Source organism: Nonomuraea sp. NPDC051941 (assembly GCF_044593615.1).
Genome location: NZ_JBIUCF010000002.1, coordinates 398,207 through 418,194 on the forward strand (window position 1 = coordinate 398,207; position 19,988 = coordinate 418,194).

The following is a 19,988-nucleotide window of genomic DNA, read 5'->3' on the forward strand; positions in this document are numbered from 1 at the left end:
TAATAAAGTACGGCTTCATTATGAAGCTAGAACATGATGACACCGGATTGCTCTACGACCCCAACGCCAGAGCCGCCATGAGCCGGCTCGCCGGCGACGACACCCTCACCTTCGAAGCCGCCGCCGCCGTCCGCACCGCCTTCCAGGCCATCGAGCGCATGCGCGCCCACGGCAGCGAGGGCCGCGGGCTCAGCTCCGGGGCGATGGACCTGCTGTTGCGGCTGAGTGACACGGACGACGACGGCGTCAGCATCGGCGAGCTGGCCCAGTCGGCGGGCGTGAGTTCGAGGAACGCCACCGGCCTCGTCGACACCCTTGAGAAGGACGGGCTCGTGCAGCGGGTCCAGGACCGGCGCGACCGGCGGTCGGTGCTGGCCCGGATCACCCCCGAGGGGCGGGCGTGGATCGAGGCGTTCAGGAGGCCGTCGCAGCTCGCCATGGCGGCGATCTTCCGCGGGTTCTCCCCCGAGGAGCTGACGTCGCTGCGCCACCTGTGCCTGCGGCTGGCCGACAACCAGCAGCGGCTGGCCGAGCACCTGGCCGCCCAGGAGGCCCGATGAACGCGCGCGAGGTCGTCAGGGCCTATCACGACGCCCGCTTCCGGGGCGCGGTCGGGGAGGCGGCGGCGCTGGTCGGCGAGCCGTTCTCGTTCAGGAGCCCGTTCATCTCCTCCGCCGACCCGGCCGGGCACCTGGCAGGGCTGGAAGGCTTCCTGCGGGTGGTGACGGAGGTGGAGATGATCAGCGAGCTGTACGGGGAGTCGGAGGCGACGCTGGTCTACGACGTGCACACGGCGACGCCGGCCGGGATCCAGCGCACGGCCGAGCACTTCCGGCTCCGCGACGGGAAGATCAGCACGATCATGCTGATCTTCGACGCGGCGCCGTGGCAGCCGATGGCGGCCGCGATCAGGTGACGGGCGCGGCGGCCGCCGTCTGCCGCCAGATCCTGCCGTCCCTGACGACCAGGGTGCCGTACGTGGTGACGCGGTTCCCGGCGATCGTCATCAGGGCGTTGTAGAAGATCACGTCGTCGGTCGTCCGCACCGAGACGATCTCGTCCACCTTGGGCTCCGCCGAGAGGTACGCGGTGAACAGCTCCCTGATCTCGGCGGGGCCCCGGGCGACGCGGTCGAAGCGGATGACCGTGGCGTCGTCGTGATACTGGCCCAGCAGCGCCTCCAGGTCGCGGTCGGCGATGGCGGCCAGCTGGCGGTCGAACAGGTCCTTGGCGGTCATGCGACACCTTCCGGCTGCGGGCGGAACAGGTCGTACGCGACCTGCGCCGCGGCGTACAGGATGATCAGGGGCAGCGCGGCGGCCACGGGAAGCGCCGAGGTGGCGAGCGTGAGCGCCGCCGCGCCGAGGCGGATGGTGCCCGCCCGCCGGTCGGACGAGCACAGGTGTTGCAGGCCGAGCACGGCGAGCACCAAGGCGGCGGGCAGCCCGAAGGACCAGCTCGACGAGGACGGGTCCATGATCGCGTGTTCGATCCCGATCCCGAACGCCACCAGTCCCAGCGAAAGCGGCAGATGCGAGTAGACCCACACCTGTCCGGCCAGCCGGGTACGCAGCACGACGGACTCGTCGGTGTGGCCGAAGTACAGCCACCAGAAGCCCATCGCGATCGCCACCCCGGCCAGGGCGATCAGCAGCGTGCCCGGCGTCACGTCGTGGCCCTTCAGCCCGAGGACGACCGCCGCCACGACCTCGCCCAGGACGATCACCACGAACAGGCCGAAGCGCTCCGGCAGGTGCTCGGACTGCGGCGGCAGCTTGCCCTGGGCCCGCCGGGTCAGCAGGGGTGTGACGAGGTCGATCGCAAGGGCGACGGCCCAGAACGCGTAGCGCTGGGGCGGGTCGACGGCGAGCGAGGCCAGCCAGATGAGCACCGCCACCGTGAACCCGATGGCGTAGCGGGTCGTCAGGGGCCGGGCCTCGGGCACGTGGCGACCGGCGCGGACGTAGGCCACGATCAGCAGCACTCTTACCACCGCATACGCGATGGCGAAAAGTCCGGAACGCTGCTCGATGTCGCTCACGCTCGCCGCCATGGCCGCCACGGCCAGGATCTGCGGCAGCGCGAGCAACCGGTGGCTGACGTCGTCGGTGTCGAACCTGTTGGCGTAGAAGACGTAGCCCAGCCAGGCCCACCAGATCGGTACGAACAGGCCCACGAAGGCCGGCAGGCTCGTGGGGAGCACATCGGCCAGTTCGGCCACGGCGACGACGAAGACGAGGTCGTACAGGAGCTCCAGCCAGGTCGCCCTGCGGTGCACGTCTTCGAACAGCCGTAATCTAGGGGGCTGCCACTGGGTCACAACTACACCTTCCGTTATGTAATTGTGTAATTATGCCCGTGGCTGGGTGGTTACGACACCTTTTTAAGGGTCAGGCAGGCCACGCGGTCCCCCGCCGTACCGACCTCCGGACCTGAGGTCTTGGTGGCCTTGGCGTGGATGACGAGCGAGCCGGGCAGTTTGGCCGGGTCGAGGACCCAGTCGTTGCGGGCGGACGAGCGGCCCGCACCCTCACCGTTGGTGGTGAAGTCGAGCCAGACCTCGCTGGCCGGGCTGATCTCGCCGGCCTTGTGCTGGTAGTGCGGCCCCGCCTCGTCGGGCTTCTTCCCGCAGGGCTTGACGTGCAGGTGGGCGCCGTAGTGGCGGTTGGGGAGCAGGCCCTCGACGACGAGGGTCGTGCGGGTCTGGCCGTCGGCCGACTCGACGTGGGCGCTGCCCTGGGCGCCCTGCGGGACCAGCTTGCGGTCGTAGACGATGGCGGCGGTGTCGGAGGCGGTGAACTCCCCCTCGCCGGACAGCCTGATCGCCGCGCTCGTGGCCCCCTCGCTGGGACCCTCGCTGGGGCCCATGGCCTGCTGGAGCGGGGCGGGCGGGCCCGCGCAGGCTGCGGTGAGCATGATGAACAGGAGTGCGGGCACGCGCATGAGACCCTCCATGGTTCGAGCCCCTTCGACAGGAGGGCTCCGGGAGGGCACCCACTCTAACGAGTAATCGAGCTACTACGGTGAGTATTCAGCGGTTAGGCGCCGTGTTTCGCCGCGATGTCATCGATGACGGCCGCCAGCGTGAAGTCGAGGTCGGTGAGCCCGCCCGCGTCGTGGGTGGTGAGGACCAGGTGGAGAGTACGCCAGCGGATGTCGATGTCGGGGTGGTGGTTGAGCTCCTCGGCCTTGACCGCGATCTCGTCGACGATGCGGATGGCCGTGGGGAAGTCGGGCGCCTCGATCGTGCGCCGGATCTCGTCGCCCTCGCGACGCCATTCGGGCAGGTTCTCGCTCATGGCGCCACGTTACTTCAGCGCCCCCGAGCCGAGCCCGGACTGGATCTGGCGTTGGAAGATGATGTAGACGACCATGACCGGCAGGATCGTCATGCTCAGCGCGGCGAACAGACCCGGCCAGTCCGCCTCGTATCCGGCCAGGGTGGAGATCTTGGCGATGCCCTGGGTCAGGACCCATTTGTCCGGGTCGCCGGCCAGGAGCACGAGGGGCAGCAGATACTGGTTCCACTGGCCCAGGACGTTGAAGATGGTGATGCTGATCAGGCCGGGCCGGGCCATGGGCACCATGATCTGGAAGAACGTCCGGGTGTGCGAGGCGCCGTCGATCATCGCCGCCTCGGCGACGGTCTCCGGCAGCGTCCGGAAGAACGCCGCCAGGAAGAAGACGGTGAAGGGCAGGGAATAGGCGATGTAAACGAGAACGAGCCCGACGTGGGAGTTCAGCAGGCCCAACTGCTTGACGACGAAGAAGAGCGGCCCCAGGGCCAGGAACACGGGAAACGCCAGCCCGGCCACGAAGTAGTAGTAGATCAGCCTGTTGCCGATGAAGGTGTAGCGGGCCAGCACGTACGCCGCCATCGACCCGAACAACATCGTGCCCGCCGTGCCGAAGAAGACGACGACCACGGTGTTGAGCATGTACTGCCCGATGTGCGCCTTGTCCCAGGCCCGGCCCCACGAGTCCAGCCGCAGCGCCCCCGGGAGTTGCAGCGGGTCGCCGAAGATCTCGGTGTTGTTCTTGAACGACGCCAGGAACGTCCACAGCAGGGGCAGGATGATCAGTAACGCCCAGACGGCCAGCGCCACGTGCGAGAGCCCGTTGAGCACGCCGGGCCGCGGCCTGTTTCTGGCCATCTAGAGCTCAACCCTTTCACGCCTGGTCGTCCGCAGTGTCAGCACGGCGAAGGTCACGGTGAGGAAGAACAGCGCCACGCCCATCGCGGAGGCGTATCCGACCTTGTTGTAGGCGAAAGCCGTTTTGTAGATGGTGACCGGGAGAATGGTCGTGGCGCCGTCCGGCTCGCCTTTGTCGCCGGCCAGCACCTGCACCAAAGCGAATCCGTCGAAGGCCGCGATCCCCAGGTAGATCCAGCCGACCTGGATGGTGTCGCGCAGCAGCGGCAGCGTTATCGAGAAGAACAGCCGGACGCGTCCGGCGCCGTCCAGCGCGGCGGCCTCGAAATAGTCCTTGGGAATGGCCGCCATGCCCGCCGAGAACAGCACCACGTAAAAGCCGACGCCCTGCCAGATCATCACCGCGATGATCGACCAGAGGGCGAGGTCCGGCTCGGTGAGCCAGCCGACGGGCTCGGCGCCGAACCTGGCGAGCACGCCGTTGATGACGCCGTCCGCGTCGGGGCGGTAGACCGCCTGGAAGAGCACGCCCACCACGGCGACGGCCAGGACCTGGGGGAAGAAGAACACCACCCGGTAGAACTTCGACCCCCAGACCCCTCTCATGCCCGCGCCGCGCGTGCCGCCGCCCAGATTCAGCAGGAACGACAGGAACAGCGCGATGACGATCGTCGCGATCGGCAACACGAGCAGCATGATCCCGTGGTTGCGCAGGGCCTGCCAGAACACCTCGTCGTCGAACAGCCGGCCGAAGTTGTCCAGCCCCACGTACCGCACGATCGAGCTGTATCCGTTCCAGCTCGTCAGGGAGAGCTGGAAGGCCTGGACATAGGGGCTGATGACGAAGACCGAATAGAGCGCCAGAGGGACGACGAGAAATCCGGCGACGAACCCGTACTTGCGCAGCCGCTCCATCTGCTCACTGGCTCCGCGTCTGCTTGGCGACCGCGTCGTCCTTCTTGATCTCGTCGGCCTTCTTCTGCATGTTCGCGCAGAACCTCTCCGGGGTGATGCGCCCGGCCATGACCACGTTGATCTGCTGGGTGCCGTAGTCGAACAGCTCCTTGTACCAGCCCTCGAAACGCGCGTCGGTGATGATGTTCTGGCCGGCCGCGTCCTGGGCCTTGGCGGCGCTCATCAGTCCGGCGGGCAGGTCGAGTCCGGCGGCGGCGCCGTTCACCACGGTGAGGTTCTCGGTCTTCTCCGTGAATCCGCGCGCGCCGTCCTTGGACAGCATGATGCGCAGGTATTCGAGGCCGCCCTGCGGATTCTTGCCCTTGGCCGCGACGACGAAGTTCTCGCCGACGCCGACCTGGATGGCGCCGTACGGCATCTTGTCGGCGGCGGTGACGTCGGGAATGGGGGCGATGGCGTATTCGAAGTCGTCGGGCTTGTCCTTGGCCATCTCGTTCTCGACCCAGGAGCCCACGGGGTAGAAGAGCAGCTTGTTCTGGAGCTGCTTGACCTGGGTCTGGGTGTGGTCGAGGCCGAAGTACGCTTTGTCGCCATATTTCGCCTGAATCTCCACCCAGGCCGTGACCGCCTGCTTCATCGGCTCGGCGTTCCAGGCGTTGTCGACCAGGTTGTCGATGTCGATGATGACCTGGTTCCCGCCGATCTTGGCGGCCGTGTAGAGGACGTTCCAGAGCTGGTAGTACGGCCCCTTCTGCCCCGGGTACGCGAAGAGCAGGATGCCTTCCTGCTTGGCCGTGTCCCCCAGCGCCGTGAACTCGGCCCACGTCCTCGGCAGCGACCATCCCTTGGACGCGAACAGCTTGGCGTTGTACCAGAGCGCGCGGTGGGAGACGGTGTAGTTCAGGACGAGGTCCTTGCCGTTGATCTTGGCGTTGTCGATCACGGCGGGGGTGACGGTGTCGCGGATCTTCTTGGCCGGGTCGTCGATCGACGGGGCGTCGAAGAGCACGGTCAGGTCGGCGAGGTGGTTCTCGGCGGCCAGCGCGGCCAGGTCCATCGAGTCGGGACCGGAGTTGTTGAGCACGTCGGGCACGTCGCCGGCGGCGAAGCGCGGGCGTAACTGGGTGCCGATCTGCTGGGTGGCGTTGTGCTTGATCGACACGCCGGGGAACTCCTTCTTGTAGAGCTCCTCGTGCAGGTCCTTGGCGTACGCGTCACCGTACCCGCCGCTGAAGATGACCACCTCCAGCGGCTTCTTGGGGTCGACGCCGAACGGGTTCTTGGTGTCGGCCGAGGCGGTGATGCTGGGGGCGGCCGACGGCTCGCCGCCCGTGCCGGCCGTGGCGCAGGCGCTCAGGAGGCCCGCACCAGGGCCGGCGACGAACGCGGTCATACCGAGGCGGCGCAGCAGCTGACGCCGAGTGATCTCGCCCGGATGGGTCATGAGGGCTCCTGAATTAGGAAAGTTTCCTAAACGTTTGCCCGAACGTACGAACGGCCGCCGACGCGCGTCAAGGGGGCGCAATCGAGACGTGACCTTGCCGTGTTCCCTCGTGATCCACTCGCCTGAACAGATGCCAGCATCGTGGACCAGAACGTGAACGGCAAGACCAGGCTCAGTTCTTCCACCAGCCCGGATCATCGAGCAGGGCTGATTTGGGCAGCGACCCCAGCGGCACCCCGGGACCGGCTTCGACCGTCAATCGGACGGCGTCGGACGCGGTCTTGCTGGCAAAAGCGACGGTCCAGTCGTCCTTGATGTACGCGTCGTCCACTTTGTATCCCTCGCCGCTGCCGTCGGGACTGGTCGTCCACATCACTATGTACGTGATCTTCAGCCCGAGACGTTCCATATCGGCCCTGACCTCGGCAACCCGCTTGCCATGAGCTTTGTAGCCGTCGATGGGCCCGCCGTCGGAGGACGGGGAGACCTGGCCCTGTCTGGCGTAGCGCTCCCCCGGCGCGGCCGGTCGGCCGATCCCGAAGATGACCTTTCCTTTGAAGTGGATGGGGATGGAGACCGTGCCGCACCAGGCGGAAGCGCAGTCCTCCTTACGGCTGCTCGTCACCCCCGTGCCTGGCGGGAACTCTCCGTCCATGACCGGGCCGACCAGCTGGCCCACGTCCTCCGGCGCCACCGGCGCCTTCTTCACCTCGGCGTCCAGCCCGACCGCCCGGAACGCCTCCGTGAACTGCGCCGCCTCGGCCTCGGGATCGTTGATCGCCACCTCCAGGTAGTCGTCGCCCGCCTTGACCGAGACGGCGGCGTTGGCGTACTCGGTGACGGGCCCGCCGAACGGCACTCCGACGACGAGCACGACGGACGCCGCGACCGCCACCACGGCCAGCCCGAGCCACCGCCCTCTGCGCGGCGAACGTCTCCGCGCCGGCACCCGCTCCTCGGCCATGATCGACTCCATCAGCGCCCGCGCCCCCGCGCCGGACGCCTGCCCCACCGGGTCCTCGGCCAGATCCTCGTCCCGTACGCGGGCGAGCTCGGCGATGTTCACGGGCTGCTCCCTTCGGATGCTCACAGGCTGCTCCCTTCGATCGCGACGGCATTCGAGTACTCGACCCCGGCCTCGGCCAGGCCACGGGCGAAGCGTTTTCGCGCACGGAAGAGCCTGACCCGCACGGCGTTGCGCGAGATGCCGAGGATCTTGGCGATCTGACCCGGATCCAGCCGCTCCCACGCGACCAGAGCGAGCAACTCCCTGTCGTCCTCGGACAGGGCCCGGAACACCTTGCCCATCTGCGAGAGGTCGTCGCCGGGCAATGGCAACTCGGCGACGAGCGGCGAGGCGGCCAGCTGCTCGCGCAGGGCGGCGGTGCGCTGCTCATGCCGCCGCTCACCGCGCCGCTGGTTGGCCAGCACCCTCCTGGCCACACCGAAGAGCCACAACCTCGCCTCGTCGCCTTCGGGCACCTCCTCTATCCGGCGCCACGCGACCATGAACGTCTCCGCCACGACATCGGCCGCGTCGTCCGGGTCCGGGCATCGGCGTAAGGCGTATCCGAGCAGTTGGGGGTATGCCGCTTCGTATATCGCCTCGAACCGGCTTTCGGGATCGACTCCCATCCGTTCTCCTCACTGTGGTCCACCACCACTCACCCCATGTCCGGATTCCCGCCACCATTACCGACCGCCCTCGACTACGGAAGCGCGCAACAACGCGAGGGGGGCGGCGGCGAGCGGCGATGGCGGGCCGTTGAGGGGCGGGGTGCGGTGGTGGGGAGCCGACGGTGCGGTGGTGAGGAGCGGGGACGAGGGGTGAGGGACGGGCGGTGAGGTGGTGAGGGGGTGGGGCGGTGAGGGGGCCGGGTGGAGGTTAGGTGGATTGGGTGCGGTGGGTGAGGATTTCGGTTATGTGGCCCTCGGCCCATGCCGCCACCGCCGAGATCGGCTCGTGCAGTGAGCGCCCCAGGGACGTCAACTCGTACTCCACCCGCGGCGGCACCTCCGCGAACACCTCCCGCGTCACCAGCCCGTCCGTCTCCATGGCCCGCAACGTCTGCGTCAGCACCTTGGGGGTGACCCCGCCGATCCGACCCCGGAGGGCGGTGAAGCGCATGGGGCCGTGGACGAGACTGAGGAGTACCAGCACCGACCATTTATCGCCGATCCGATCCAGAACCACCCGGGTCGGACAGTTAGGGTCGAAGACATCGCCAGTATCCATAAGGTACTTATAGCACGATGAAGTAACCAGTATCCGATGGATACTCTTGCGCACATGAAGATCCTGCTCTTTGGCGCGACCGGCATGATCGGCCAGCGCATAGCCGCCGAGCTCGCGAATCGCGGCCACCAGGTGACCGCCGTCAGCCGCAAGGGCCCCGTCAAGGGTGACGTCCACGACGCAGCCACCCTGGCCAAGGACTACGACGCCGTCGTCTCCGCCATCGCCCCGCCCCGCGACGGCACCGAGCCCGAGCCGCCGTTCCTGGACGCCAACCGCGCGCTCATCGAGGGCGTGCGCGCCGCCGGCGTACGCAGGCTGATCGTCGTGGGCGGCGCCGGCAGCCTCCAGATCGCGCCGGGACAGGACCTGGTCGACACGCCCGACTTCCCGGAGCTCTACAAAAAGGAGTCCAAGGCCCAGAGGTCGGCCCTCGGCCTCTACCGGGAGGTCGAGGACCTGGACTGGACGTACATCTCACCGGCCGCGGAGATCGCGCCGGGCGAGCGCACCGGCGTCTACCGCATCGGCGGCGACACGCTGCTCGCCGACCCCGAGGGCCGCAGCTTCATCTCGGCCGAGGACTACGCGGTCGCCGTCGCGGACGAGCTGGAGAACGGCGCCCACCCGCGCAAGCGCATCACTGTGGCCTACTGAGCCGCCTCCTCCGGGAGCAGCGCCTTCTCGTCGGGCTTGTGGACGAGCACGTTGTCCACGTACGACTTCACGGCCGCGGCCAGCCCCACGTCCGCGCCCGTCTCCTCGGACAGGTACCAGCGGTGGTCGAGTATCTCGTGGAAGAGCTGCGCGGGCTCCAGCTTGCCGCGCAGCTCCGCGGGGATGGCCTCGACCGTCGGCTGGAATATCTCCGCCAGCCACCGGTGCGCCACGATGGCCTCGTCCTCGTGCCGCAGCCCCTTGGCCACCCTGAACCCGTCGAGGTCGTTGAGCAGCCGCCGCGCCTGGTTCTCCTCCACGTCGAGCCCGGTCAGCCGGAGCAGCCGCCGCTGGTGGTGGCCGGAGTCCACGACCTTGGGCCGTACGATGAGCCGCCCGGTGCCGACCTTGCGCCGCACCATCATCTCGGCCACGTCGAAGCCGAGCAGGTTCAGCCGGCGGATCCGCTGCTCCACGCGGTGCCAGTCGACCTCCTCGATGATCTCGCTCTGGGTGATCTCGTCCCACAGGCGGTGGTAGCGGGTGACGATGTCCTCGGCGGTCTCCATGGGGTCGATGGACGGGTGCAGCAGCCCGCCGGCCTCCAGGTCGAGCATCTCGCCGAAGATGTTCATGTGCGCGGTGTCGATGTCGGCCAGCCGCTGCCCCTCGCTGATCATCGGGTGCATCTCGCCGGTCTCGGCGTCCACCAGGTACGCGGCGAAGGCCCCGGCGTCCCTGCGGAACAGCGTGTTGGACAGCGAGCAGTCGCCCCAGTAGAACCCGTTCAGGTGCAGTCGCACTAACAGCACGGCCAGCGCGTCCAGCAGGCGGGTGAGCGTGTCGGGCCGCAGCGTGCCCGACATGACGGCGCGGTACGGCAGCGAGAACTGCAGGTGCCGGGTGATCAGCGCCGCGTCCAGCCCTTCCTCGCGGCCGGTCACGTAGGCGACGGGCTCCACGGCGGGCGCGTCGAGGCGGGCCAGGTCCCACAGCAGCTGGTATTCACGCTTGGCGTACCGTTCGCTGATCTCCTTGATCGCGTACACCTTGCCGGACAGCCGGGCGAACCGCACCACGTGCCGTGAAATGCCGCGCGGCAGATCCACGAGATGGTACTGCGGCCAGTCTTGGAGGGGGACCTCCCAAGGGAGGCGGATCAGGTCAGGGTCGCCTAGCGCGCCAGTGATCTGCAGGGGCATTTCCACAGGATATGGTGCATTGGTGGACGAGTTTCTCAAGTGGTACTTTTCCGACCGTCCCGTCGTGGCCAGCTTACTGGGGGCCGACGGTTATGATCACACCCTCGGCGACTTCACGGCCTCCGGCTGGACCGCCCGCGAGCGGGAAGAGGCCCGCTGGCTCGACCGCCTCTCCTCCCTCCAAACGGCCACCCTTGACGACGCCATCGACAGAGATCTGGTCCTCTCCCAGCTGAGAGGCTCGACCGCGCTCGCCTCCTGGCCCGAGTGGCGGCGTGACCCGGCCGTCTACCTGTCCGCGATCTTCTCCTCCATGTACACGCCGTTCCAGCGGCGCCTCAGGCCGGAGCCCGAGCTGGTGTCCTCGGCCGTCTCCCGTCTGGCCGAGGTGCCCGGCGTGCTGGCCGCCTGCCGCGCCAACCTCGACCCCGAGCTGGCCGCCCCGCTGCTGATCAAGCGCGGGCTCGGCCAGGCCCGCACCGGCCGCAACTTCCTCACGCGTACGATCCCGTCCATGGTCGAGGACCCCGACCTGGCCGCCAAGCTGGCCGAGGCCGCCGAACCGGCCGCGCGGGCGTTCGACGAGCTGGTCGCCTTCCTCGAAGGCTTCGAGTGCGGCGGCACCTGGCGGATGGGCGAGAAGCTCTACTCCACACTGCTGCGCGAACGCGAGATGCTCGGCTACGGCGCCGCCGAGCTGCACGAGAAGGGCAAGGCCGCCTGGGCCGAGCTGGACGCGCGGATGCGCCAGGTGGCGCTGCGGGTCAACGGCAGCGAGGACTGGCGGGCGGCGATGGAGTTCCTCATGGACGACCATCCGCCGACCCTGGCCGACATGCGGGCCGAGTACGCGGCCGAGACCCAGCGGGCCAGGGAGTTCGTGCGGGAGCGGGACCTGGTCACGTTCGCCGACGGCGAGGAGTGCGACGTGCTCCCGTCCGCCGAGTACACCCGACCGGTGCTGTCCGTCGCCCACTACCTGGCGCCGCCCCCGCTGAGCGCCTCGCGCAAGGGCGTCTTCTTCGTCCCCTACACGCCCGACGACTTCACCCCCGAGCAGGTACGCCAGCGCCTCCGTACGAACTCGCGGGCCCAGATGCCCTCGATCGCCGTGCACGAGGCCTACCCGGGGCATCACTGGCACCTGTCGTACATGGCGGGCAATCCCCGTACTGCCAGGAAGGTCTTCCGCACCCCGTACTTCACCGAGGGCTGGGCCCTGTACGTCGAGAAGCTCCTGCACGAGCAGGGCTACTTCGACACCCCCGCCACCGAGCTGGCCCACCTGGACTGCCGGATCTTCCGCGCCGCCAGGATCGTCGTGGACACCGCGCTGCACTGCGAGGACATGTCGATCGAGGAGGCGGAGACGTTCATGGCGACCAGGGCGTCGCTGTCGCCGGGCACCGCTCAGGGCGAGGTGAACCGCTACTGCGCGTGGCCTACGCAGGCGCCCTCCTATCTCACGGGCGCGATCGAGATCGACCGCATCCGGGAGTCGTTCCAGGGGTCGCTGAAGGAGTTCCACGACCGGATCGCCGGGTCGGGCGGGCTGCCGCTGGGCCTGGCGGAGCAGGCGGCGCTCTCATAGACGGCGAGGGAACGTCGGGGGGTTCAGCGCGCGCTCGATCACCGCGTTGAGCTGCTCGTTCGTGAGGATGGCCGGCTTGCCCACGCTGAGCCCCCGGACGTAGACCTCGCACAGCCACTCCAGCAGCCGGGTGGCCTCGAACGCCTCCTCCAGCGTCGCCCCGACGGTCACCCCGCCGTGGTTGGCCATCAGGGCGGCCTTCTTGCCCTCCATCGCCGCCCGGACGTTGGCGGCCAGCTCGGGCGTGCCGTACGTGGCGTACTCGGCCACCTTGACCACGCCGCCGAGCAGCAGCGCGTTGTAGTGCACGGGCGGCAGCTCGGTCATCGTCGTGGCCACGATCGTGCCGAACACCGAGTGCGTGTGCACGATGGCCTTGGCGTCCGTGGTCGCGTAGACGGCCAGGTGCATGGGGGTCTCGCTGGACGGCTGCAGGTCGCCCTCGACGAGGTAGCCCTCGACGTCCACGACCGGGCACATCTCCGGGGTCAGCCGGTCGAGCGCCGCCCCCGAGGGGGTGACCGCGACCAGATCCCCTTCACGCACGCTCAGGTTGCCGGACGTGCCGATGACCAGGCCGAGCTCGACCGCGCGCCGGCCGTACTCGCACAACTGCTCGCGCAGGCTCATGCGCGGCAAATGTAGTCGGTCGTCCGAAATACATCAACGGTCACAAACGATCCAGCGCCTGGAGCATGAGGCGCTCGACGTCGACGCGCTTGAGCCGGCCCGGGTAGAGGAGCAGGTGCAGGCTGAGGCCGTCGACCAGGGCGAGCAGGTGCTCGGTGAGGTCGTCCAGGTTGTCCTCGGTGCGCAGCTCACCCGCCGCGCGGGCCTGCGCCAGCAGGTCGCGTACGGCGGCGCGCAGCTCGTCCGCCTCCGTGCGCTGGACCTCGGCCAGGCGCTCCGAGGCCAGGCTGCGGCTCCAGAAGCTGACCTCCAGGCGCGACTCCTGGGTGCGCTCGGCGTCCAGCGGCAGGTTGTCCAGCAGCAGCTCGCGCAGCGCGGCCAGCCCGGTCGCGCCCTCGACCTTGCGGGTCAGCCGGTCGCGGATGCGCTGGTGCGACTGGCGCAGCGCAGACAGGAGGATCTCGTCCTTGTCGGCGAAGTAGTGGGCGAGCACGCCGTTGGAGTATCCGGCCTCTTTGGCGATGGCCCGCGTGGTGGCGGCGTCGATCCCGTCCCTGACGATCACCCGGCGGGCGGCTGACAGGACCTCGCGCCGGCGCTCGTCGTGATCGACGATCTTGGGCATCGGCTCCTCCATTGACTTTTTATTCGGACGTCTGTCTATTTAGACTATGACCGTCGCCACCGTCGGCGTCCACATCGTCGACATTCTCGCCAGGCCCATCGATCACATCCCCGAGGGCCAGGACACCGTACTGGTGGAGCAGATCCGCCTCACCGCCGCCGGCGCCGCCGCCGGAACCGCCGTCGACCTGGTCAAGCTGGGCAACCCCGTGATCACCATGGGAGCCGCCGGCGACGACGAGTTGGGTGACTTCCTGGTGGCGGTGCTCGCCAAGCGCGGCGTCGACGTCTCGCGCCTCGTGCGCAGGGCGGGCGAGCAGACGGCCGCGTCGATCCTGCCCATCAGGCTCGACGGCGGGCGGCCCAGCTTCCACGTGCCGGGGGCCAACCTCAGCGTGACGTACGCGGACCTCGACCCCGACGTGCTGCGCGGCGTCCGGGCGATCCACCTGGGCGGGATGGACGTCACCTTCGGCCTCGGCGACCCGGCGTTCTTCGCCCTCCTGGACGAGGTACGCGCGTCCGGCACCGTCATCACCATGGACCTCCTCTCGGAGATGCCCGACTTATTGGGAATGGCCCGCGCTTTCCTGCCGCACGTGGACTACGTGCTGCCGAACGAGTCGCAGGCCCTCCTCATGACCGGCGCCTCCGACGTCGGCGAGGCCGCCCGGGCGCTGCTGGCCGACGGGCCGCGCGGCGTGCTCGTCACGCTGGGGGCCGCGGGCAGCCTGGTGGTCACTGCGGAAGGCGCGGAGACGGTGCCCGCACTCAAGGTGGACGTCTCGGACACGACCGGCTGCGGGGACGCGTACTGCGCGGGGTTCCTGACGGGCCTCCTGCACGGGCAGGACGTGCTGACCGCGGCCCGCTGGGGCACGGCCGCCGCCGCCCGCGTCGCCACCGGGCTCGGCTCGGACGCCGGCCTCATCGATCTCGACTCGACTCTAAGGACTCTCGGATGACCGACGCAGAACTCCGTCAGCGCGCACTGAAGGTCGTCCCCGGCGGCATGTACGGCCACCTCAACGCCGCCCTCTTCGCCCCCGGCTTCCCGCAGTTCTTCGAACGCGGCGAGGGCTGCCGCCAGTGGGACGTTGACGGTCGCGAGTACATCGACTTCATGTGCAGCTGGGGCCCGGTCGTGCTCGGCCACCGCCACCCGCGCGTGGAGGAGGCGGCCGCCCGGCAGGCCGCGCTCGGCGACTGCCTCAACGGCCCCGGCCCGATCATGGTGGAGCTGGCCGAGCTGCTGGTGGACACCGTGCCCAGCGCCGACTGGGCGATGTTCTCCAAGAACGGCACCGACGCCACCACGCAGGCGCTCATGGTCGCCCGCGCCGCCACCGGGCGGACCAAGGTCCTGATGGCGCACGGCGCCTACCACGGGGCGGACCCCTGGTGCACGCCCTCCCTGGCGGGCACGACGCCCAACGAGCGGGCCGACCTGGTGGAGTTCACGTACAACTCACTCGAGTCCTTGGAGGCCGCGGCGGCGACCGTGGAGGGCGACGTGGCGGCGATCATCGTGACGCCGTTCAAGCACGACTCGTTCGAGGACCAGGAGCTGGTGGAGCCCGCCTTCGCGCGGGGCGCCCGCGCCCTGGCCGACCGGCTCGGGGCCGCGCTGGTGATCGACGACGTGCGGGCCGGGTTCCGGGTCGACCTGCGGGGGTCCTGGGAGCCGTACGGGGTGCGGCCCGACCTGACCGCCTGGTCGAAGGCCATGGCGAACGGCTACCCGATCGCCGCCGTCACCGGCACGGACGCGCTGCGCGGACCGGCGCAGACGCTGTACTCGACGGGGTCGTTCTGGTTCTCGGCGGTCGCCATGGCGGCGGCCAAGGCGACCATCGAGACGCTACGCGACACGGACGGCATCGGCGCCATGGAACGCGCGGGCACGCAGCTCCGCGAGGGGCTTTACGCGCAGGCCAAGTCCCACGGGTTCGTGGTGAACCAGACAGGACCCGTCACGATCCCGTGGCTCAGCTTCGACGGGGACGCCGACCTCTCCGTCGCGATGTGGTGGAGCGACGCCTGCCTGCGGCACGGGGTCTACCTGCACCCGTGGCACAACTGGTTCATGTCGGCCGCGCACACGGAGGCCGACGTGGCCAGGGCGCTGGAGGGCACGGACCAGGCGTTCGCGGAGACCCGTGCCCACTTCGGCTAGGGAGCGGTGAGCTTGCTGATCTCGGCCACGACGGACGGCCAGAGCGGGCGCGGCAGGTCGTGGCCCATGCCCGGGTAGGTCACCAGCCGGGCGCCCGCCACGGCCGCGGCTGTGGCGTGGCCACCGGCGACGGGGACGAGCTGGTCCGCCTCCCCGTGCAGCACCAGCGTGGGCACCCGCACCCCGGCGAGCCCCGCCGTGCGGTCGCCCGAGGCCATGATGGCGGCGAGCTGCCGGGCCGTCCCGCCGGGGTCGAAGCAGCGGTCGAACGCGAGTCCGGCCAGCAGGGTGATCCGCTCGCGGTCCAGCTCGTATCCGGGCGAGCCGATGACCGACCAGGTCCGCACCGCCTGGGCCTGGACCGCTTCGCGGTCGGCGGGGGGCGCGGCCATGAGGGTGGCGAGCGCGGCCTCGGTGGGCGGGGCCGCCGAGGGGCCGGGGGTGGACATGATCGAGGTCAGGGTCAGCACCCGGTCCGGGTGGCGGATGGCCAGCGCCTGGGCGATCATGCCGCCCATCGACGCCCCGACCACGTGGGCGGCCGGCCAGCCCAGCGCGTCCATGAGTCCCGCCGAGTCGTCGGCCAGGTCGTCCAGCAGATACGGCGAGGGCGCCCCCATCGCGGGAACGCCCTTGTCGTGGAAGTGTGTGGAGAGACCGGCGTCGCGGTTGTCGAACCGTACGACGTGGTGTCCCTGGTCCGCCAGCAGCGCGCAGAGCCCTTCATCCCAGTGGATGAGCTGCGCGCCGAGCCCCATGATGAGGAGCAGGGGGCGCCCCTCGTGCGAGCCGAAGCTCTCGTAGGCGATTTCGATGCCGTTCGCGGCTACGCGGGTGGTCACGAGGACCAGAATGACATTCTGGTCCAGGTCCGTAAAGTTCAGCCCTTGAGAAGATTGCGAACGCGGTCGCTGGCGAGCACCACGCCGCCGCCCACCGCGGCCACGGCGCTGGCGACGACGGCGCCCGTGCTGGCGCTCCACTCTCCGGCCTCGCGCGCCGGCGGCGGCACGGCCGCACCGGCCGCCGGGGGCTCGGCCGGGTTGTCGTCGCGCTCGGACCAGGCGCCGGTCGAGAACGGGACCGGGTAGTTCTTCTTGCCGGGACCGTTGCCCCACTTGGTGATGACGTAGTCGACCTTGATGTGCCCCTGGCCGCCGACGCCGTCGACGCCGAGCGTCTCCATGTTGAACGAGCCGCCGGTCAGCTCCGCGAACGTCTTGCCGTCCAGGTCGAGCATGACGCCGTTGTTGGAGGGCACGCCCGGACCGCGGTCGCCGACGAAGAAGGGCAGCTTCTTGCCGTCGTGGATCACGTATCCCTCGGTCATGAGCGGCCAGCTCGGGCTGGCGGCCAGACCTTTCTGCATGGGCTTGCCGCTGGCGGGCAGACCGGTGTCCCCGGCGCGGCCGGAGGAGTCGTCCCAGAAGTACGAAGCGGTGGTCGAGCCCTTGAGCAGGACCTTCTCGTCCGTGTTGGAGTCGGCGTGGGCCGCGGTGCCGGCGATGGTGAGCGCGCCGACGGTGGAGGCGGTGAGCAGAGCGAGGGTACGCAAACCAGAACGTGCAGACATGAAAAGTACAGTCCTTCGCGAGGGGGCAGGGAGATTGCGCTCGCTTGAAAAAGGGCGTAGCAGGGGAAAGCACCTGACAGGGGGAAAGCTACGCGGAGCGCGAAACGAACCTGGAGAAGGGACCGCTCAGAGGGCGGCCGTCATCACGCTGTATGGGTGTTCTACGTGATCATTCAAGTTCTGCATAAGTCCTCTCCATCTCGCCTACCGGGTTAGCTGACGGGTTCGGGCGGTGGAGTTGCCCTACCGACGCAAGGTCGGATTCACCCCAGGGAGGTGGGTCCCCGGCTCCCGAGTGATCGGGATTAGGCGCCAGCCGGCTGGTTCCCTTGTGTGGTCCACGCCACCGGCTGGTAAGTGGGCATCACTCTAACCACGTATTCCGGACAAACACAAACAGTTCGTCATGAATCGGTGTAAAGATCTACCTGCCTCCGGCATAGAGAAAGGGGGCACGGCATTGCCGTACCCCCTTGAAATTCCCGGCCTCAGCCGCCGCTCTTGCGCCTGAACGATCTTTTACTCGCAGCCGGACCGTGCGCCCCGTGGATCTTCGATGGGTCGCCGCCCTTGCCACCCGCGCCCGAGTCCGCGTGCTGGTTACGCTTGCGCTCCAGCGCCTCGCGGAACCTGCGCTTCATCTCGTCCTCGGGAGTCTCGCTGACTTCCGGCTCCGGTGTTTCCGCCATGAGGACCTCCATGGTGTTGGGGACTATCACAGCTTCGCATGGCGCCGCTTATGACGCGAAACTGGCCTCAACCCTGTTCTGCGGCGTGGCGGGCACCTCCAGCCGCCTGGCCGGCATCGCCACCAGCGCGATCAGGGCGAGCAGCGCCCCTGCCACCCCCAGCGACGGGATGACCGCCGCCGCGGCGGAGGCGTGCGCGGCGGCCAGGCCGTGCACGGGCGCGTCCACCGTGACCGTCGAGCTGTAGAGGGTGCCGCCGACGGCCAGCGCCACGGAGCCGCCGATCTGGCGGAAGAAGGTCAGGTTCGCGGAGGCGACGCCGATGTACTGCGGCTCGACGGACTGCTGGGAGGCCACGGTCAGGCCGGACAGCATCGGGCCCATGCCCAGCCCGATCAGCAGCATCCAGCCGGCCAGCAGCAGCCCGTTGGTGTGCGCGGTCAGGTTCAGGCAGAGCAGGGTGCCCGCGACGAGCAGGAACGGGGAGGCGACCAGCCACGGCTTGTAGACCCTGGTCCTGGACATGAGCGTGCCCATGACGACGCTGCCCAGGACCATGGCCAGCGTCATCGGGTAGATCCTCAGCCCGGACTCGGTGGCGCTGACGCCGAGGGACTGCTGGAAGTAACGCGGCAGGAACACCACGCCGGCGTACATGCAGAAGGCCGTGAAGAAGGACGTGACGTTCACGAGCGTGTAGGTGCGGTTGCCGAACAGGTGCATGGGCATGATCGGGCTGACCGCCCGCCTCTCGACCAGCACGAACACCGCCAGCAACGCGGCCGCGAGCACGATCGGCCCGGCCACGGCGGCGTCGGTCCAGGTGTTGCCGTCCAGGCCCTTCTCCGTCAGGCCCAGCAGCAGCGCGCTGATGGCCACGGTGAAGACCGCGATGCCCGCGTAGTCGGGGCGCCCGCCGCCGCCCACGCCCGGCCGGTTCGGCAGGCGGCGCGCGACGATCGCGATCAGCACGAGGCCGATCGGCACGTTCACGTAGAAGGCCCACCGCCAGGTCGCGTGGTCGGTGAACAACCCGCCCAGGAACGGCCCGGCCAGGTACGTCAGGCCCATCACGCCGCCGAGCGCACCCTGCACGCGGGCGCCGTTCGTACCCGGAGGGAACATCTCCATCACCAACGCCATCGACAGCGGCAGCAGCGCGCCCGCGCCGAGCCCCTGCAGCGCACGGAACGCGATGAGCTGCGGCATGTCCTGCGCCGCCCCGCACAGCGCGGACCCGGCCACGAACACCACCATCCCGATCAGCAGCAGCGCCTTCCTGCCGTGCTGGTCGGAGAGCCGGCCGTAGAGCGGCACGGTCACCGTCGAGGTGAGCAGGTACGCCGTCACCACCCAGACGTAGAGCGTCGTACCGCCCAACTCGGCCGTGATCCGCGGTAACGCGGTGCCGACGATCGTCTGGTCGAGCATCGCCAGGAACATCCCGCCGAGCACCGCGAGCAAGAGGAGCCCTTGAGGCTTCATGTCATCATTCACATGTGAAGACTGATATGTAAGTCGTGACATGTCAAGTCTTCGATATGCTGGCGCGCATGTCCCTTCGGATCGCGCTTCTCGGGCTGCTGGAGGCCGTGGGCCCGGCGAGCGGGTATGACCTGGCCAAGAAGTTCGAGCACTCGCTCAACCACGTGTGGCAGGCCGGGCACACGCAGATCTATCCCGAGCTGGTGAAGATGGCGGCCGACGGCCTGGTGGCGGCCTCGTCGGAGGGCGCGAGGGGGCGCAAGATCTACACGATCACCCCCGAGGGGGCGCGGGAGCTGCACACGTGGCTGGTGGAGCACGAGCCTGTCTTCGTCGTACGCAACGAGACCGCGCTGCAGGCGTTCCTGCTGCCGCTGCTCTCCACGGAGGAGGCGATCGCGGTGGTCGAGCGGATCAAGGCCGGGTACGAGGCACGGCTGGTGGTCCTCGACTGCCAGCCTGCGGAGGGGACCGGCCACTACGCACTGCGGCTCGGGCTGGCCCAGGTCCGCACCGGCATCGAGTGGGCCGAGGAGACCCTGGCCGCCCTCAGGAGCCGCTGAGCCCGCCCGCTCAGGTAAAGGGGAACCACTCCGTTCCTGGTGTTGCGTT

The 19,988-nt window shown here is 69.0% G+C and carries 24 protein-coding genes and 1 riboswitch; of the genes, 7 read left to right on the top strand and 17 right to left on the bottom strand.

The features are described from left to right. Positions 1 to 20: 20 nt before the first annotated feature. Complete coding sequence (locus ACIHFD_RS05645; RefSeq protein ID WP_397365762.1) at positions 21 to 560, top strand: MarR family winged helix-turn-helix transcriptional regulator; 540 nt, start codon at positions 21 to 23, stop codon at positions 558 to 560. Next, positions 557 to 916 (top strand): hypothetical protein, encoded by a 360-nt coding sequence (locus tag ACIHFD_RS05650; RefSeq protein ID WP_397365763.1) that lies wholly within the window; start codon positions 557 to 559, stop codon positions 914 to 916. The genes ACIHFD_RS05645 and ACIHFD_RS05650 overlap by 4 nt, the downstream gene beginning before the upstream one ends. Here ACIHFD_RS05650 and ACIHFD_RS05655 read toward each other — a convergent pair. The 10 genes from ACIHFD_RS05655 to ACIHFD_RS05700 form a co-directional block, all read right to left on the bottom strand. After that, positions 909 to 1,238 (bottom strand): nuclear transport factor 2 family protein, encoded by a 330-nt coding sequence (locus ACIHFD_RS05655; protein WP_397365764.1) that lies wholly within the window; start codon positions 1,236 to 1,238, stop codon positions 909 to 911. The genes ACIHFD_RS05650 and ACIHFD_RS05655 overlap by 8 nt on opposite strands. Continuing rightward, on the bottom strand, positions 1,235 to 2,278 hold the full coding sequence (locus ACIHFD_RS05660; RefSeq protein WP_397365765.1) for a low temperature requirement protein A: 1,044 nt from the start codon (positions 2,276 to 2,278) through the stop codon (positions 1,235 to 1,237). Before ACIHFD_RS05660 ends, ACIHFD_RS05655 begins: the two co-directional genes overlap by 4 nt. Positions 2,279 to 2,370: 92 nt before the next feature. Then, on the bottom strand, positions 2,371 to 2,943 hold the full coding sequence (locus tag ACIHFD_RS05665; RefSeq protein WP_397365766.1) for a superoxide dismutase family protein: 573 nt from the start codon (positions 2,941 to 2,943) through the stop codon (positions 2,371 to 2,373). A gap of 95 nt (positions 2,944 to 3,038) precedes the next feature. Further along, positions 3,039 to 3,299 carry a 4a-hydroxytetrahydrobiopterin dehydratase gene (locus tag ACIHFD_RS05670; protein WP_185067795.1) on the bottom strand — a complete coding sequence of 87 codons (261 nt, stop codon included), beginning with the start codon at positions 3,297 to 3,299 and terminating at the stop codon, positions 3,039 to 3,041. Positions 3,300 to 3,308: 9 nt separating this feature from the next. After that, positions 3,309 to 4,154, bottom strand: coding sequence for a carbohydrate ABC transporter permease (locus tag ACIHFD_RS05675; RefSeq protein WP_363981726.1), 846 nt, complete (start codon positions 4,152 to 4,154; stop codon positions 3,309 to 3,311). Beyond that, positions 4,155 to 5,069 carry a sugar ABC transporter permease gene (locus ACIHFD_RS05680; RefSeq protein ID WP_350728185.1) on the bottom strand — a complete coding sequence of 305 codons (915 nt, stop codon included), beginning with the start codon at positions 5,067 to 5,069 and terminating at the stop codon, positions 4,155 to 4,157. It abuts the gene before it with no gap. A 4-nt stretch (positions 5,070 to 5,073) separates the two neighbouring features. Continuing rightward, positions 5,074 to 6,513, bottom strand: a complete 1,440-nt coding sequence (ngcE, locus tag ACIHFD_RS05685) for an N-acetylglucosamine/diacetylchitobiose ABC transporter substrate-binding protein (protein ID WP_397365767.1) — start codon at positions 6,511 to 6,513, stop codon at positions 5,074 to 5,076. A 172-nt stretch (positions 6,514 to 6,685) separates the two neighbouring features. Beyond that, a complete protein-coding gene (locus ACIHFD_RS05690; RefSeq protein WP_397365768.1) occupies positions 6,686 to 7,603 on the bottom strand; it encodes a hypothetical protein in 918 nt (305 codons plus the stop codon). Beyond that, complete coding sequence (locus ACIHFD_RS05695) at positions 7,600 to 8,148, bottom strand: RNA polymerase sigma factor (RefSeq protein WP_397365769.1); 549 nt, start codon at positions 8,146 to 8,148, stop codon at positions 7,600 to 7,602. The genes ACIHFD_RS05690 and ACIHFD_RS05695 overlap by 4 nt, the downstream gene beginning before the upstream one ends. A 250-nt stretch (positions 8,149 to 8,398) precedes the next feature. Beyond that, positions 8,399 to 8,749, bottom strand: coding sequence for a winged helix-turn-helix transcriptional regulator (locus tag ACIHFD_RS05700; RefSeq protein WP_397365770.1), 351 nt, complete (start codon positions 8,747 to 8,749; stop codon positions 8,399 to 8,401). 54 nt (positions 8,750 to 8,803) lie between these two features. Between ACIHFD_RS05700 and ACIHFD_RS05705 the strand changes: the two genes are divergently transcribed. Next, the gene (locus ACIHFD_RS05705; RefSeq protein ID WP_397365771.1) at positions 8,804 to 9,406 is read left to right on the top strand and encodes an NAD(P)-dependent oxidoreductase; all 603 of its coding nucleotides are present in this window, start codon (positions 8,804 to 8,806) and stop codon (positions 9,404 to 9,406) included. On the opposite strand, the gene ACIHFD_RS05710 is transcribed toward ACIHFD_RS05705, so the two are convergent. Beyond that, the gene (locus tag ACIHFD_RS05710; protein WP_350728191.1) at positions 9,400 to 10,608 is read right to left on the bottom strand and encodes a DUF4032 domain-containing protein; all 1,209 of its coding nucleotides are present in this window, start codon (positions 10,606 to 10,608) and stop codon (positions 9,400 to 9,402) included. The two genes, ACIHFD_RS05705 and ACIHFD_RS05710, sit on opposite strands and share 7 nt — an antisense overlap. Before the next feature lie 64 nt (positions 10,609 to 10,672). On the opposite strand from ACIHFD_RS05710, the gene ACIHFD_RS05715 reads away from it, so the two are divergent. Continuing rightward, complete coding sequence (locus ACIHFD_RS05715; RefSeq protein WP_397365772.1) at positions 10,673 to 12,199, top strand: DUF885 domain-containing protein; 1,527 nt, start codon at positions 10,673 to 10,675, stop codon at positions 12,197 to 12,199. Here the strand turns inward: ACIHFD_RS05715 and ACIHFD_RS05720 are convergent. Together ACIHFD_RS05720 and ACIHFD_RS05725 are read right to left on the bottom strand one after the other, a co-directional pair. After that, positions 12,194 to 12,829 carry a class II aldolase/adducin family protein gene (locus tag ACIHFD_RS05720; protein ID WP_397365773.1) on the bottom strand — a complete coding sequence of 212 codons (636 nt, stop codon included), beginning with the start codon at positions 12,827 to 12,829 and terminating at the stop codon, positions 12,194 to 12,196. The genes ACIHFD_RS05715 and ACIHFD_RS05720 overlap by 6 nt on opposite strands. Before the next feature lie 40 nt (positions 12,830 to 12,869). Beyond that, a complete protein-coding gene (locus tag ACIHFD_RS05725; protein WP_397365774.1) occupies positions 12,870 to 13,454 on the bottom strand; it encodes a TetR/AcrR family transcriptional regulator in 585 nt (194 codons plus the stop codon). A gap of 46 nt (positions 13,455 to 13,500) precedes the next feature. Between ACIHFD_RS05725 and ACIHFD_RS05730 the strand changes: the two genes are divergently transcribed. Together ACIHFD_RS05730 and ACIHFD_RS05735 are read left to right on the top strand one after the other, a co-directional pair. Further along, complete coding sequence (locus tag ACIHFD_RS05730) at positions 13,501 to 14,418, top strand: carbohydrate kinase family protein (RefSeq protein ID WP_397365775.1); 918 nt, start codon at positions 13,501 to 13,503, stop codon at positions 14,416 to 14,418. Next, on the top strand, positions 14,415 to 15,629 hold the full coding sequence (locus ACIHFD_RS05735; protein ID WP_319719253.1) for an aminotransferase class III-fold pyridoxal phosphate-dependent enzyme: 1,215 nt from the start codon (positions 14,415 to 14,417) through the stop codon (positions 15,627 to 15,629). The genes ACIHFD_RS05730 and ACIHFD_RS05735 overlap by 4 nt, the downstream gene beginning before the upstream one ends. Here ACIHFD_RS05735 and ACIHFD_RS05740 read toward each other — a convergent pair. The 4 genes from ACIHFD_RS05740 to ACIHFD_RS05755 all read right to left on the bottom strand — a co-directional run bounded on the left by ACIHFD_RS05740 (position 15,626) and on the right by ACIHFD_RS05755 (position 19,388). Continuing rightward, positions 15,626 to 16,471, bottom strand: a complete 846-nt coding sequence (locus ACIHFD_RS05740; protein WP_397365776.1) for an alpha/beta fold hydrolase — start codon at positions 16,469 to 16,471, stop codon at positions 15,626 to 15,628. The two genes, ACIHFD_RS05735 and ACIHFD_RS05740, sit on opposite strands and share 4 nt — an antisense overlap. 38 nt (positions 16,472 to 16,509) lie before the next feature. After that, positions 16,510 to 17,202, bottom strand: coding sequence for a hypothetical protein (locus ACIHFD_RS05745; protein ID WP_397365777.1), 693 nt, complete (start codon positions 17,200 to 17,202; stop codon positions 16,510 to 16,512). A 186-nt stretch (positions 17,203 to 17,388) separates the two neighbouring features. Continuing rightward, a riboswitch (cyclic di-AMP (ydaO/yuaA leader) is annotated at positions 17,389 to 17,524 on the bottom strand. Positions 17,525 to 17,690: 166 nt separating this feature from the next. Beyond that, positions 17,691 to 17,891, bottom strand: coding sequence for a DUF5302 domain-containing protein (locus ACIHFD_RS05750; protein WP_397365778.1), 201 nt, complete (start codon positions 17,889 to 17,891; stop codon positions 17,691 to 17,693). A gap of 48 nt (positions 17,892 to 17,939) precedes the next feature. Continuing rightward, the gene (locus ACIHFD_RS05755; RefSeq protein WP_397365779.1) at positions 17,940 to 19,388 is read right to left on the bottom strand and encodes an MDR family MFS transporter; all 1,449 of its coding nucleotides are present in this window, start codon (positions 19,386 to 19,388) and stop codon (positions 17,940 to 17,942) included. A 56-nt stretch (positions 19,389 to 19,444) separates the two neighbouring features. Here ACIHFD_RS05755 and ACIHFD_RS05760 point away from each other — a divergent pair, with 56 nt between their 5' ends. Beyond that, entirely contained in the window at positions 19,445 to 19,939 is a 495-nt protein-coding gene (locus ACIHFD_RS05760) for a PadR family transcriptional regulator (protein WP_363981688.1), read from the top strand. Positions 19,940 to 19,988: the final 49 nt, after the last annotated feature.